Origin of the sequence: Oxynema mangrovii CENA135 (genome assembly GCF_016632315.1) — a bacterium.
In the GTDB taxonomy this organism is placed as follows: Bacteria; Cyanobacteriota; Cyanobacteriia; order Cyanobacteriales; family Laspinemataceae; genus Oxynema; species Oxynema aestuarii.
The window spans coordinates 839,210-853,632 of record NZ_JAEOXH010000003.1 but is presented as its reverse complement, the minus strand read 5'-3'; the positions used below and the strand labels follow the sequence as shown (position 1 = coordinate 853,632).

Annotated in this window: 10 protein-coding genes; 5 read left to right on the top strand and 5 right to left on the bottom strand. The window is 50.5% G+C overall.

All coding sequences use genetic code 11. The features are described 5' to 3' along the window. Positions 1 to 771: 771 nt before the first annotated feature. Both JJD41_RS23025 and JJD41_RS23020 read left to right on the top strand, forming a co-directional pair. Positions 772 to 987, top strand: a complete 216-nt coding sequence (locus JJD41_RS23025) for a DUF4327 family protein (protein ID WP_168571210.1) — start codon at positions 772 to 774, stop codon at positions 985 to 987. Between the two features lie 655 nt (positions 988 to 1,642). Continuing rightward, on the top strand, positions 1,643 to 3,424 hold the full coding sequence (locus tag JJD41_RS23020) for a M48 family metallopeptidase (protein WP_200669919.1): 1,782 nt from the start codon (positions 1,643 to 1,645) through the stop codon (positions 3,422 to 3,424). Between the two features lie 265 nt (positions 3,425 to 3,689). Here the strand turns inward: JJD41_RS23020 and JJD41_RS23015 are convergent, their stop codons facing one another. Both JJD41_RS23015 and JJD41_RS23010 read right to left on the bottom strand, forming a co-directional pair. Then, positions 3,690 to 4,358, bottom strand: coding sequence for an ATP-dependent Zn protease (locus tag JJD41_RS23015; RefSeq protein ID WP_168571212.1), 669 nt, complete (start codon positions 4,356 to 4,358; stop codon positions 3,690 to 3,692). A gap of 52 nt (positions 4,359 to 4,410) precedes the next feature. After that, a complete protein-coding gene (locus JJD41_RS23010; RefSeq protein WP_234489135.1) occupies positions 4,411 to 5,241 on the bottom strand; it encodes a M15 family metallopeptidase in 831 nt (276 codons plus the stop codon). 558 nt (positions 5,242 to 5,799) lie between these two features. Here JJD41_RS23010 and JJD41_RS23005 point away from each other — a divergent pair. Both JJD41_RS23005 and JJD41_RS23000 read left to right on the top strand, forming a co-directional pair. After that, complete coding sequence (locus JJD41_RS23005; protein ID WP_200669915.1) at positions 5,800 to 7,281, top strand: hypothetical protein; 1,482 nt, start codon at positions 5,800 to 5,802, stop codon at positions 7,279 to 7,281. A 133-nt stretch (positions 7,282 to 7,414) separates the two neighbouring features. Continuing rightward, on the top strand, positions 7,415 to 8,386 hold the full coding sequence (locus JJD41_RS23000) for an AEC family transporter (RefSeq protein ID WP_370583933.1): 972 nt from the start codon (positions 7,415 to 7,417) through the stop codon (positions 8,384 to 8,386). On the opposite strand, the gene JJD41_RS22995 is transcribed toward JJD41_RS23000, so the two are convergent. Continuing rightward, a complete protein-coding gene (locus JJD41_RS22995; protein WP_168571216.1) occupies positions 8,383 to 8,907 on the bottom strand; it encodes a phosphoribosyltransferase in 525 nt (174 codons plus the stop codon). The two genes, JJD41_RS23000 and JJD41_RS22995, sit on opposite strands and share 4 nt — an antisense overlap. A gap of 213 nt (positions 8,908 to 9,120) precedes the next feature. Here JJD41_RS22995 and JJD41_RS22990 point away from each other — a divergent pair, with 213 nt between their 5' ends. After that, positions 9,121 to 10,545 carry an MFS transporter gene (locus JJD41_RS22990; RefSeq protein WP_200669914.1) on the top strand — a complete coding sequence of 475 codons (1,425 nt, stop codon included), beginning with the start codon at positions 9,121 to 9,123 and terminating at the stop codon, positions 10,543 to 10,545. Positions 10,546 to 10,681: 136 nt separating this feature from the next. Here the strand turns inward: JJD41_RS22990 and JJD41_RS22985 are convergent, their stop codons facing one another. Beyond that, positions 10,682 to 12,754, bottom strand: a complete 2,073-nt coding sequence (locus tag JJD41_RS22985) for a thioredoxin domain-containing protein (RefSeq protein WP_200669912.1) — start codon at positions 12,752 to 12,754, stop codon at positions 10,682 to 10,684. Between the two features lie 61 nt (positions 12,755 to 12,815). Further along, positions 12,816 to 13,589, bottom strand: a complete 774-nt coding sequence (locus JJD41_RS22980; protein ID WP_200669911.1) for a hypothetical protein — start codon at positions 13,587 to 13,589, stop codon at positions 12,816 to 12,818. Between the last annotated feature and the right edge of the window lie 834 nt (positions 13,590 to 14,423).

The following is a 14,423-nucleotide window of genomic DNA, read 5'->3' as shown; positions in this document are numbered from 1 at the left end:
CTCTCCCTCCCCGAAAAAACTCCCCCCAAATATTGACTCGGCTCCTGACGATGCGCTAATCTCTTTTTTGCTAGTGGAGTCATCTTTAACCAAAGTTGCGTGACCTTTACGGCGATCGCACGCTCCCCAGCAGATTTTGACTCTCGTGAAGCTTCGACACTGCGGACGGATGATGGCGAATGCACCGCATCAAATCGGTCGTCAAGCTCTGCCGTTCTAGTTCTGACAGCCAATGTTGAAAAAAAATCGACTTGCCAAAAGTGACTGTGTTAAGATATTAGTTGATAGGGAGCTTTTCGACCGAATTGCAATGGTTGAGGTAGCCTCTCAAGTGCTAACTTCCAAATGCATGATGAGCGTCGGCTCTTCATGAGGCTAACCTTGCAACTGCCGAGGTCAGTGCGAATCCTCTCTCGAACTCGGTCGGCGCGAGCCGAAAAAAGCTGAACTTCACATCCTTAAGGTATTTCCCAGACGAGTGTCATCCAAGGGTTGAATCGACATCTAGCGCAAACCCAACTTACGGGGAGATGAGTCAAACAAGCCTAGACGTCCTTCCTAGTATGTCTCTAGTGCAGACGATCGATCGAGGCGGCGTGTTGCTTCCAACCGTATGCCCACTGACTTTTGTACCCCCGGACCTAGTCCCAGCTCGCCTAGACTCGGCGGTAATTTACTCCGCAAAGAGGAAGGGCAGGCTCGTGCAAAATTAGGATTTACCGTTTCGGAAAGTTGTTGACAACTAAGTCTTTGCAAAATTAAAGAGGTATTATGACCCAGCAGGTTCTTCACCCAATGGTGAAATTCCAGCGCCAAGTGCGATCGCTAGTGGAATCAAAAGTCCTCAAGCCGACGGACAGCATCTGGAAAATAGCGCTTCTGTATGGGGATGAATGGGGTTATTGGAAAAAAGAGTTAGAAGAATTTGAATTTTCCACCCAAGACCCGATTCAGGAATTACTCGCGGTAGACGCTTGGGAAGAATAATCGCGATCGCGTACCGAGGGCGAACCAACGCCCTCGATTTTGATGGTTTCCAGCATAAGAAACAACGGCAAAAAAAAGCCATGAGGGGCATTCAAAAACCGGATGCGATCTCGTACGTGACCTAAACAGCAGGGCGATCGCCAGAATTGCCGAAGAGTGAAAAACATCCAATCCAACAATACGAGAAGATTGGCGAGTCAATGGAGAATGGCTATAAATGTTGACAAGAGCGATGTTGCCCAAATTGCTCTTGTCAACATTTCTTTTGGCCAGTTATTGGGTATTTTTGACAAGGGACTGGCTTTTATAGCATTTCTCACCAGCATGAGGGAGAGTCCTCAACCTGTCATCCCCGTGTAAGCGGGAATCTATCCCCCCAATTTTTACCTCGTAAAATTGAGAATCGCTATATAAATAAAATTAATTTGAATATTGATTGTTATTGATTTTTATTGATTGTTTTCGTAGTGAATTCAATCGATCGGTCGTAGAGAAGTGCCACATTCATCTTAAAATCTAAAATCTAAAATCTAAAATTCCTCAATTGCCGATCGCCCGTTCGCAACCTAGAATTTAAACTATAAGCTCGTCCTGCCTGAAACCGTAGGAAGCAGATGAAAATCTATAATAAAATCTAAAACTTTAGGTTAAAGCTATGAAACCTTGGAATATATCGATCGCGCTGCTTACGCTACTGATGGCGATCGCTTCCCCCAGCATTGCGGAAGTCCCCACCCGTTCCAAGCCAATTTTAACCCAGAGAGACGGGGAAGAAACCCGACCCATCGAACCGACGACTTCCAGTGAAGAAACCACCGAAGTCGAACCCCCACCAAAAAACGAAGCCGAAACCACAGAAGAAACGGAAGAATCGGCAGAAGAAACGGAAGAATCGGCAGAAGATGCCGAAAAAGAAGCCGAGAAAGCCGCCAGACGCGAACGATTGGAGATCCTCGCCGAGGGCGATCGCCTCTACCAAGCCGGAGACATTGCCGGGGCCGAAGCCTTATACCAACAAGTCAAACCGCCCTTTTCTGGCGAAGGAAATGCCCAAGGCATCGCCAGCTTGCCAGACGCGACCGCCGACCCGACCCAATTATCGCCAAAAGGGGGTGTTTACTGGCGCGAAGCACAAGCGGGATGGGAACAAAAACTCGAAACGCGCATTTTCGTTCCCCTAGAATTTTTAGTCGAAGAAGACCCCGAATTTATTCCCGGACATTTACTGTTAGCCGAAGCTTATACCCATTACGAACAACCGGAAAAAGCCGTCGAAGTTTTAGAACGGGCGACCACATTTTATCCGAACAATCCCGAATTGTTGCGGGCAAAAATAGAAGTTTTAGGCAATACCGAACAATGGCTGGAAGCTTCGATCGCCGCGCGCCAATTTGCCCTCCTCAATCCCGACCATCCCGACGCCGAAGAATTCACCCGCTTAGCCGACGAGAACTTTGATAAATTCCGTTCTCACGTTCGCAAACAACTCGCCGGAAATGCGATCGGTAACGTCTTGACCGGGGCGTTTAGCGTCGTTTTGACAGGCAATCCATTAGGCGCACTTTCCGCCGTAGAAACCTTAATTTTACTTGCCCGGGGAGAATCGGCGATCGGCAATAGTATCGCCAACCAAGCCAAAGAAAATCTCGAATTGATCGAAGACGAGCAAGTTGTTAACTATATCGAAGATTTGGGACAAAAACTCGCAAAACTAAGCGGTCGCGATGATTTTGAATACGAGTTTTACGTCATTAAAGATAAAAATCTCAATGCCTTTGCCCTTCCCGGCGGCAAAGTGTTTGTAAATGCCGGAGCCATTTTACACACCGATTCCGAAGCTGAACTCGCCGGATTGTTGACCCACGAACTCGCCCACGCCGTCTTATCCCACGGCTTCCAAATGGTGACTCACGGTAACCTGTTAAGTAATATGTTCCGTCATTTGCCTTTTGGCGGAACCGTTGCCAATTTATTAGTATTGGACTACAGCCGCGACATGGAAGTTCAAGCGGATGTTTTAGGAACGCGGTTGCTGACTTCGGCAGGTTATGCGGCGGACGGACTGCGAAATTTGATGGTAGAATTGCGCGAACAATATGGCGAGGGAAGTTCATTTTTACGATTTATGTCTTCTCACCCGTTAACCCAAGATCGGATCGATTATCTAGAAAGTTTAATCGAAAATGGTGGTTATAATCGTTTTGCGTATGAAGGGGTGGAACGACATCAAGAAATTCGGCAGCGTGTCGCCGAGTTGATGAAAGACGAACTCGACGAGGAAGAGTTAGAGGATTTAGATATTACCCTGGAACAAGAGGAGGAAGCGCAAGAAGAAGGGGAAGAATCAACAGAATCTTCTCAAGAGGAGGACAATGTAGAATCTGACGGGGAAACAGAAAACGACTCAACGACACCCCGGGAAATTCCGCAAGATTAGAGGGGAATCAAGGGATTCTCGCGATCGATAAAGGTCACAACTCAAATAAGCTGTTAGACATTTAAACTGCATGAATCAAACCAGTGATGTTCCGATGAGACTGGTTACAAAGAAAATATCAAAAAATCTAGTAGGGGTTTGGTCACCAAACCCCTACAGGGCATAATAGTTTTTGGTACTTTGTGTGAGTACGGGCAGGATGCCCGCCTCGTAACTATGCATTTTAAAAGATCGACAGCTTAGGATGGCTATATAACAACTGAAGTTAGGCAATTTCTTGGTAACATTCTTCAACGGTTGCGCCGCGTTCCATTGCGGAAACTAAGCGTTCGTAAGCCTCCCAATTAGCCTCAATTAAAGTTTTGGCTTGCAAGGTCGCCCAACGTTCTTTTAATTGAACTTCGGTGAGGTCGCGGCGGTTTTGGGCGAGGATGGCGCGCAGTTTTTGGCGATCGTCGTTACCGCCTTCAATACGATCGCCCGTCAGACTTTCAGCAGCGATTCCCGCCATCCAAAGGATGCAATAGCGATCGAATAATTGGGCGGAAATTTTACCCGTTTCTAAAGCTTCAGCTAATTGCCGATCTTCAAAACGAACCCCTCCCTGGGCTCGTTGTCCTTGTCGAAATGCCTGCCAAGCGTTGAGTGCATATCCGGTGACGGGAATATCGAGTAAGGTGGCGACGAGAAAATGTCCGGCTTCGTGGCGGACGACGCGCGATCGATGTTCTGGAGAGAGGCGCGCGAACCAATCGATAATGAGGGTTCCGCCTTGTCCTTCGAGGCTGAAACTGTCGAAAGTAAACAGTCCGAGAACGGTAAATGTAGCGGCAGCCGGAAGCAGGGGAGAGATATTAAAAACGGGAGAAAGTAAGGCGGAAAAGGTCATCGTGAAGACGCCGATCGCCGCTAAATTAAGAGCAGTTGGACTCATGAGTTAAACGGTTGGGATTGCACTCGGTTTGCAGGAGTTTTCCAGGTCGAAATTAAGGCGTTTGGGGTTGGATTTCGTGAGCTTTATAGAAGGTTTCTAAGCTATGGCGATCGCCCACAAAACGCCAGTGCCAAGGTTCGTAAGCTACGCCCTGGGGATTGTCTTTAGGAAAGGATAACTCAAAACTATAATAAGGAGCGTTGGCCGCCAACCATTGAAAAGCGGCGGTTTTCTCAAAATCCGGACTCAGATGAGTCGCCGGAACGTTCGCATCGCCAATATCGACGGCGTAACCCGTATGGTGTTCGCTGTACCCCGGCGGCGCGCTCACTTCGGCCCGTTCCCTAGCGATTTGTCCGCGTTGGGCTTTAATGTCGAAAAATAAGTATTGCTGGTCTTCTATGGTGCGAAAACCGGAGATTACTGCTAAATAAATCCCTTGAGCTGCGGCATCCGCCTTCATTTTCAAGAACGCACGAGCGGCAGCACGGCGCATTTGGATGCTTCCGTCTCCTGTAATCGGCTCCAATTCTTCGAGGGGCGCCTGTTCGTAAGGTAAATGTCCGAGAACGTTTTCACGATCGAGGGGGTTTTCGGGCGCCTCTGAGGAGGCAGAATCGGACGGCGCCGAGGGGGTGGCGGGGTCTGGGAGATTGCTGCTGGGGGCGATCGCAGTTTCCCGGGGGGTTTGGGTGGCTAAGATGAACCAGAGTCCGGAAGCGAGGGCGATCGCCCCGGCGCCCGCGAAAACGACGATCGCGCCGAGGGGCTTTGAGGTCGATGGCGCTGACGCTTCAGGGGTATCGCGAACCGCCTGGGGAATATCCTCGCCGATTCCGGCGGAGGGATTGGACGGGTTTCCTGACAAACCAACCTTATTCAAGGGAGTCACTCCTACGTGTAAAATCCAGCTTGCACTGTTAAAGATTTTAACTGTCTCGGACCGTTTCATCCGGTTTGCGAACCCGCGCCATCGCAGCGAGTGCGATCGGGCCGTCATCCCTACAGACGGATAGACTGGGTTGATATTGATTCATTTCTATTAATTTCTCGGGTTGAGTCTCGATGATTTATCTTGGATCCGAACGGTTGACAAAGTCGGAAGTCGCCGAGAAGATCGCTGCGTCCTCGACGATCGCGACCTTTACCTATCGATGCGATCGATCGTTTCTATCCCTTAAATTATTGACAATTATTTTGGGTCTAGATAAAATTTGGTAGCGTCCGAACGTTTTTCCAGAACGCCCCCTACAAATCAACAATTGAATCTAAAAGAAACTGCAAACTTTACTCGATCGAAGAAAAGTTATTTTTGGGTAATTTCTCAATCAAGTAACAGAGTAACACGGCGATCTTTTTCCCTGTCGATCGCCCGGGTGTTATTGCGCTAATTTAGGGAGCGATCGCAAAAGATCCCTTAAAACCCGAACGAGTCATGTTCTTGCTCAAACTTCAATCATTCTACCAGTCGATATTTCAATATGCCCGAGAACATAAGTGGCCGATTTCTTATGGAATTTCTCTGATCTTGACCCTAGGGGCGATCGCCATTTTAATCCCCGAATATTATTGGGGACAACCTTCGCAGCGCGAACAATATTCGAGCAAATCCATCGATTCGCGGCCCATTCGTACCGTCGCCGATTTCAATGACTTCCGAGCCAAAATCGATCGCTTGTGTCAGCTTCCCAAAGAGATTCGAGCAGAAAAAGGCTATACCTGGTGTCCGCCGGATGGCCAAATACAATATATTCCCACAGGTTTTTTTATCCAGTCGATTGACTTTATCAATAGTAGTGACGTTCACATTACGGGTTATATCTGGCAAAAAACACCCGAGGGCGTGGTAGCCTCCGAGAACGAGGAATCGACTTGTAAATTCATCTTTCCCGATACGGTTTACTCTCCGGATTATTTATTAATTGAAAAGCGCGATAATCCCAATAGTCCGAATACAACTCTGTGTTATTTTGAAGCGGCATTGCGTGAAAACTTCGATTACGGTAAATACCCGTTCGATCGCAAAATTGTTTGGATTCGAGTCTGGACGGGGAGTTCTGACTTCTTACCCATCCTCAAACCTGCGTTTGAAGATTACGAACTGACGCCAACGACCGAAAGGGGGCAAATCTTAGATCTGGAAAACACTCCCCTTCCCATCGAAGGGTTTATCGATCCCGAAGCGGTCATTCCCGGCGAATTTGGCAAACCGGAAGATATTTACTTCAGTTACCGACAACATAAATATTTAACCACGATGGGATCGGTCGGCTGCCAGAAGGGCGATATCGAGGTTGGCTGTTTCGAGAAAGACCATCCCGAACTGTATTTTAATATCGTTTTGCGACGAGAACCGGGGACGGCGTTATTTCTTTATGGAGTACCGTTAGTGGTGACGGCGATGGTTTTGTGCGCCACCTTGATGATGCTGGTCAAAGATCAAAATCTCGCCCAACAATACGGCTTAGATACCTTTGGCATTTTAGGCGTTTGCGTCAGCTTATTTTTTGCCCTACTGATTTCGCAAGCTCAGATTCGCGTCGAGTTTACTGGTCCTTTAGTTTATATCGAACAACTTTACACGGTGATGTATGTCACGATCGCTTTAGTCGCCGTCGATGCGTATCTGTTCTTTAAAGATGACGATGATTCTAAATTTAGTCTTTTTATTCGCAAACAAGATAACTTGTACTTCAAGTTATTTTATTGGCCGTTTATTTGCACTTGTTTCTTTCTAACAACCCTTTGGTACGTGTATTTAGACCGCAATTTTCCCAATCGACAGTTTTTCTGTTATAAGCATGGAGATAATATATTGTCTTCAGTTTGTAAAAACTGGAGCGATCGCCAATTGAGAGAACGCAAGTTGCTTCCCGCAGACGTACAACAGCCTACGAGGGTTGCCGACAAGCCCTCGGAATAAGGGGCGATGACGTAGGGTCTCCACAGGAAAATCGCCTTAAAATCGAGCATTGAGCCTCCTCTCCAGCCATTGGCGACGGCGGTCAATTTGGCCGCGTCTTTTTTTGGAGCGCTCCTGCAAACCCTAGCTTGAGATGGTCACCATGTTCGATATCGGACAAAAACTTCTCGAAATTTACACCCAACTCGGCGGTTTGGCCCTACTCGGCTTTATCCTCGGGCGCTTGCTTCCCCCTCGGATTCCGATGTACGTAGGTCAATTTCTATTCTGGATCGGGGTTCCGGTGAGCGTGTTTGCATTCGTGCGGCGCACGGATTTATCCGGCTCGATTTGGCTGGCGCCCGCGATCGCCTGGGGGGCTATTTTGTTAGGGGGAGCTCTGGGATGGTTGTGGTTGCAGGTGCGCCCACGCTGGCAGCCCCCGAATGCGGTCAAATCCGCGCCGATGTATACCGTAGACACCCCCAGTCAGGGGAGTTTTCTGCTCGCGGCGATGGTCGGCAATACGGGATATATCGGTTATCCGGTGACCCTGACCTTGGTGGGGGAAAAATATTTCGGTTGGGCGCTGTTTTACGACTTATTCGGGACCGTGATCGGAGCCTACGGACTGGGAGTGGCGATCGCGGCCCGCTTTGGCGAAGGAGATAAAAACCCCTGGCAAGTGGCGGCGGCGACGGTCCGCAATCCCACCTTATTCGCCTTGGCCCTGGGGTTGCTGGTGCGATCGCAACCCTTCCCGGCGGCGATCGAAAGCGGCTTGCAAACGTTCGCCTGGGGATCGATCTCGGGGGCCTTGGTGCTGTTGGGGATGCGACTGTCGCGACTGCGATCGTGGAGTAGCCTCAAACCTGCGGCAGTTTCTCTCGGGATTAAAATGCTCGTCGTTCCCGCCATTGTCGGCGCGCTGTTAACCGGGTTTGGGTTGCGCGGGATGCCGCAGTTGGTAATGGTGCTACAGGTGGCGATGCCTCCCGCGTTTGCCAATTTGGTGTTAGCGGAAACCTACCAACTCGATCGCGACTTGACCGTTACGGCGTTGGCGGTCGGATCGGTCGGTTTTTTAGTCACCTTACCCCTGTGGTTGTTGCTGTTTGGTCGTTAAGGGGTGCGCAGGGGGGCGTAAGTTTCGGCGAGTTTGGCCGGATTCATTTGCTCGTAACGCTCGAAAGGCTGGTGAATCCAGGGATTGTCCGCGAGATAGTCTACATAATAATCCGGTTTGATGCCGGAACTGGCTTTATACCAAATGACTGCCGATCGCAGTTCCCGGATTTGGTCGCCGTGATGCGCTTGCAGCCAGTGAATGGTTTGCTGGAGGGAAACTCCGGAATCGACTAAATCGTCCGCCAGTAAGACGCGATCGCCCAAGGTCTGGGTCGTCATCGTCAAATGAGCGGCAATGGTTAAGGCGCCGCGCACTTTTCCCTCGGAACCGCCGTAGGAAGAGGCGAATAAAATCGCCAGAGGGCGATCGTAGATTCGGGCCAGTAAATCGCCGACGCGCAGACCGCCTTTAGCAATACAGACGATCTGGTTAAACTCCCAACCGGAGTGATAAATTTGAGCCGCCAGTTGCTCGATTTTCTGATGGTACTCCGACCACGAAACATAGAGATCGCTCATCTCGGGTGCTTGACTCGATAAGACCAGGACGATCCTAGCCCATTTTCGCGGGTCGTTCGTTCGCCGGGGCGCGATCGCCGAGATCCTATGTCAAGATACGGAAAAATCGAGCCGAACGTCCCCGGGGGTCTTCTCCGGTCGTGGCGATTTTCCTCGGTGGATGCTACGCGATCGCCCTATTTTCCTCTCCATCGTTCACTTTAGCCTGTACTTATGGTCAAGACGCCGCCTTCCGCAAATTCCCCTAACGATCCGTCCTCCGAAAAACTGAGTTTGTCCACGAAATTAGCCTATGGGGCGGGGGATATGAGTGCCGGGATGACGACGATTCTCCTGGCCTTTTCTTTGATGATTTTTCTCACCCAAGCGGCGGGATTGGATCCCGGTTTGGCGGGAACGGTGCTGTTAATTGGGAAAGTTTGGGATGCGATTAACGATCCGATTATCGGCATTCTCAGCGATCGCACGCGATCGCGCTGGGGACGACGGCGATCGTGGATGCTGTTTGCCTCGATTCCCTTTGCCTTGTTCTTCTTTCTCCAGTGGTTGGTTCCCCATTTCAGCGACAACCCCGAGATCGATCGATGGGCTTTGTTTACCTATTACTGTATAATTTCGATCCTCTTTCAAACGGCTTATACCGCAGTCAACCTTCCTTATACCGCGCTCACTCCAGAACTGACCCAAGATTATAACGAACGCACCAGTCTCAACAGTTTTCGCTTTGCATTTTCGATTGGCGGCAGTATTTTCGCCCTGGCTTTAGGAGTTGTTTTTACTCAACTGACCGACAATCCCCAAACCCTTTATTTTCGGTTGGGAACCACCTGCGCCCTGCTATCTTTACTGCCGATTTATTGGTGCGTTTGGGGAACCCGCGAACGCTATCAAAGCGAATCGGAAGAGTCGTTACCGATTTTTCAACAACTGAGAATCGTCGCCCAAAATAAACCGTTTCGCTTTGTAATTGCGATTTATTTATTTTCCTGGCTGGCGTTGCAGTTAACCACGGCGATCATTCCTTATTTTGTCGTCAGTTGGATGCGTCGGGAATCGTTTTTTGAAGTCGCATTAATCGTCCAGTCGGTGGCGATCGCCATGTTATTTGTTTGGAGTAAAATTAGCCAAAAATTGGGCAGAAAAGCGGTTTACTTTATGGGGATGAGCTTTTGGATTGTCGCTCAAGGGGGACTGTTCTTTTTACCGCGCGATCGCGTCGATTTGATGTATCTACTGGCGGCGATCGCCGGATTTGGCGTCGCTACCGCTTATCTCGTTCCCTGGTCGATGTTGACCGACATCGTGGATTTAGACGAACTGAAAACAGGTCAACGGCGCGAGGGGATTTTTTATTCCTTTATGGTATTCCTGCAAAAAGTTGGCTTAGGTTTAGGCATCTTTTTAGTCGGAATCGTCCTGGATGTATCCGGTTTTATCAAAGCTGAACCCGGTCAACCCATTCCCCCTCAACCGGATTCCGCCTTGTTGGCGATTCGGGTGGCGATCGGACCGTTACCCACTGTTGCGCTGATTATTGGCCTCGTTCTGGTCTATTTTTACCCCATCACTCGGGAAATTCACAGCGAAATCTTACTGAAGTTACACGAACGCAAACGGAGGGAATCGGTTGAGAGTTGAGCAAGTTGCGGGTGAGTTGGGCAACTGGATCGCCGGGAGAAACCGGGTTTCTTGCCGAGACTTCGGTAAACATCCCATTTCCAAGAAACCCGGTTGGCGAACGGTGGATGCAGTGGATGCAGTCCACGTTCGATGTTTAAACCGCCCGTCCTTCCGCTTTGGCCAGTTGTTCGGTCAACTGTTCCTCACTCATGGCCGGAGATTTGCAGGTCAAGCCTTCGCAGACGAGGGCGATCGCCCCTTCCGGAAGATCCGCGACTTCTTGGAAAACCGCCGTGGGATGATATTCGCTCATTAACTGACCGAGACGATCGCGGGTCGTTCGCACTAAAGTGGGATGGCGATACCCATTCAGGGCCGCAAATAAGGACGGACAGGCGGACGGAGAACGGTGCATGATGCTGCTAAACGCTTTCAATCCGGCTTCGGCGCGATCGAGATAGTCGAGATCGTCGGCGAGTAATCCTAACCGCACTAAATTGGCGATCGCCACCCCATTCGCCGCCGGAGTAGCATTGTCTGTATAACTGCGTTCGCGGACGATCGGGGCGTCGGGGCGATCGCCCGTGGTATTGAAATAGCCGCCGAGTTCCACACTCCAGAGTAACTCGTCAAATTCTGCCTGAACCGCGATCGCCTTGTCCAAATAAAGGCGCGCGTTCTCGGTGTCCCCGTCAAAAGACACACTCGCCTGTTGCACGTCCAACAAGGCTTTAATCAAAAAGGCATAATCTTCCGACTGGGCCAGGGTATCCGCTTCTCCGGCGTAGTTGAGGCGGTGGAAGCGTCCGTCTACCCAATGATGGGCGAGGATAAAATCGGCCCCTCGACGGGCTAACTCTAGATAAGACCGTTCCCGAAACACTGCCGCCGCGCGACTCAACCCCGAGATCGTCAGCGCATTCCAAGCGGCGATCGCCTTCGTATCGGTCACCGGAGGAATGCGACCGGGCCAACCCTTACTTTTCGCTTCCCGATTGTCTCGCGCCGGGGGAAAAGTCTCGATTTGGGCGGGTTTTTTGCCGTAACGACCCGCAAAGAGCTCGTCGAGAGCCGATCGCGTCGTGGGGTCGATTCCCCGGCGATCGCGCCGTTGTAAAACGTTTTTCCCTTCAAAATTGCCCTCGGGAGAAACATCGAAGCGATCGGCGATCGCCTCCAATCCCTCCCGGGTCAACCGTCGTTCTAATTCGCGATAACTCCAAACGTAAAACGCCCCTTCTTCCGGTTCCGCTTCGTCGGGGGTGGTGAAACTGTCCGCATCTTGCGCCGCCCAAAAATAACCTTCGGGCGATCGCATTTCCCGTTGCAACCAGGCGATCGTTCCGCGAATCGCTTCCTCAAAAGCGGTTTCGCGAACCCCCGCACTCCACAAATTCGCCAGATATTCTAAAATTTGGCCGTTATCGTAGAGCATTTTCTCGAAATGCGGCACGGTCCACGTCGGATCGACGGTATAGCGATGGAAACCTCCGGCGACGACATCGTAAATTCCGCCGAGGGCGAGGTCTAAACCCCGTTGGGTCGCCGCTTCGGCGAGGTTGTAGCGCGATTCAAACTCGAAGCGCGTCCCTTGTAAGACCAACTGCGCGTAAGGCATCATCGGGAAACTCGGGCCGTATTCGCGAGTGGCGATCGCCCCGGTATTGACTTCGAGTCCGCGCCAGAGTAAATCGTCGCTTAACGCTTCTCCGGCGCCGATTTGGGCCGCTTGTTGCATGTAGCCCATAATTTCCTGTTTGAAACCGTGCAGTTTCTCTTTTTCCGTGTCGTAATAGCGCCGGATCGCTTGCAAGACTTGCAGGAAACCGGGACGCCCGTAGCGCGGTTCGAGGGGAAAATAGGTGCCGCCGTAGAAGGGAACGCGATCGTCCGGGGTCAGAAAGATATTGAGGGGCCACCCGCCTTGTCCGGTCATCATTTGCAGGGCTTGCATGTAGATGCTATCGATGTCCGGGCGTTCTTCGCGATCGACTTTAATCGGTAAAAAGTTGGCGTTCATGTATTCGGCGATCGCCTCGTCGGAAAAGGCTTCCCCTTCCATGACCGTACACCAATGACAGCTCGAATAGCCGATGGAGAGAAAGATCGGTTTGTTTTCCTGTTTGGCGGTTTCGAGGGCGTCTTCACTCCACGACCACCAGTCGATCGGGTTGTCGGCGTGTTTTCGCAGGTAAAGGCTTTTGCTGTGGGCTAGACGGTTGACCATTCTTTTTTAAAAAAACTCGATATGATTGCGCTTTACTCGATCGTAGTTTAGCGCGTTCGCTTTAAGGCCGATCGCCGTCTAAAATGCCCGTAATGGCGGCGCGATCGTCGATCAATTCGAGATCTTCGATTTGGAGGTTCCCCCGTTCGAGTTGGAGGACGAGTTGGCGTTCGAGGCGATCGACTGGGATCCCGAGGCGATCGGCAATTTGGGACAAACTGAGGTTGAGATTGCCCAGTTTGACTTGAGTTTTCGAGTCGAATTTCAATTTACCCTTATCGACTTGGGGCTGACCTTGGAGGGCCATATATACTTTGCGGTCTTTGAGAAAGGGAAAGGTGGTTAGGGCGCGATCGTATATTTTCCGTTCGGACGGGGTCAAGGCGTCCACGGAGATCGCCCCCAAATCGACCACGGCGCCAGCTTCGACTTTTCCGGCTTTGACCTCGGCTTTAAAGGCTTCGGTGGCTGGCAGAAACGGGGCGATCCCCGAGGTTTCGTTTAAACTAGAGACGAGTAAATCGTTAAATTCGCGATTGTCGAGGTCGAGTCGGATCGGAATCGAGCGATCGAATGGGTTTCGGGAGGCAGTCCTCGGGGGGGCGGAGGGCGTCTCGGCGGCGCTGGGACGGGCGATTTCGTCGGCGATTTTGAGGTCGATGCGCGCTTGGGCCGCAGCGATGGCTTGGCGATCGCTCAAATTGACGGCTTGAGCGCTGTTGGGGCGATCGTTCTCGTACCAGTCGGGTAAAGTGGTGACTTGTCGCCAGTAGTAATAACTGAGTGAGAATCCGGCGATGAGGGCGATAAAGGCGGCGATCGCAATTTTTTTCATGGGTGCAACGGTTCGAGACAATAGGACAAGATCGGGATCGACGGGGATAATTTCACCTTAACTCGTGCGATCGCCAAGGTCATCCCCCCTTGACGATCGCACGGCGCCTGTTGCCCCTCGTGGTGGGCGATCGTCAATGGCTATAAGTGCAACCTTAATTCTTTATTAAAAAATAATTTGTTGTTATTTACGGTTTTTCTAAGTTCTTCCTGTAGATAGATTTTAGTCAGTTTAAAAACGAGATAAAGTCAAGGGTAAATATAAGCTAAAATCGCAGCAATTGTTCGTTAAATCTCAGGAAACTCAAGCTCTAGTTTAAGAATCGGTAAAGAAAAGACAAGTCCATGTCAGCCCCCCAGAAATTGCTCAAGTTAGTTGATTTCAGGGATTTTTAGGATAAAATCGGTTTAATTGACCTGCTGGCAGACACTGAGATTTTAAAGTGTTAGAATGCAGTTATTTAAGCTTCAAAAAAGCTTGAAGGGGCGATCGCTGCAGTTCCATTGGGATGTTAGTGATGAACGATAAGATTAAATCGATATCAACTCTTTTAAAAATTGAATCTGCGATCGTCGATACCGATCGCCAAAAGGTAGGAAGGACGATCGCCTTCAGGGGTGATGCACCGTCAACGATCGCCTCAGTGAAAACCAAATCAAATGTCGATCGCCACGAATCCATCAAATATGCGTTCGCGTTCGCGCAGCGTGCGCCTTGCGCTTAGCGACGCCTCCGGCGTATCGCATCGTCTTCATCTGCAAGAGAGTGACTGGGGGGAATTTTCGTCCGTTGGGGAATTGTGGGGGGTTTGGGCATCCAACCCAAGCCGGGTGT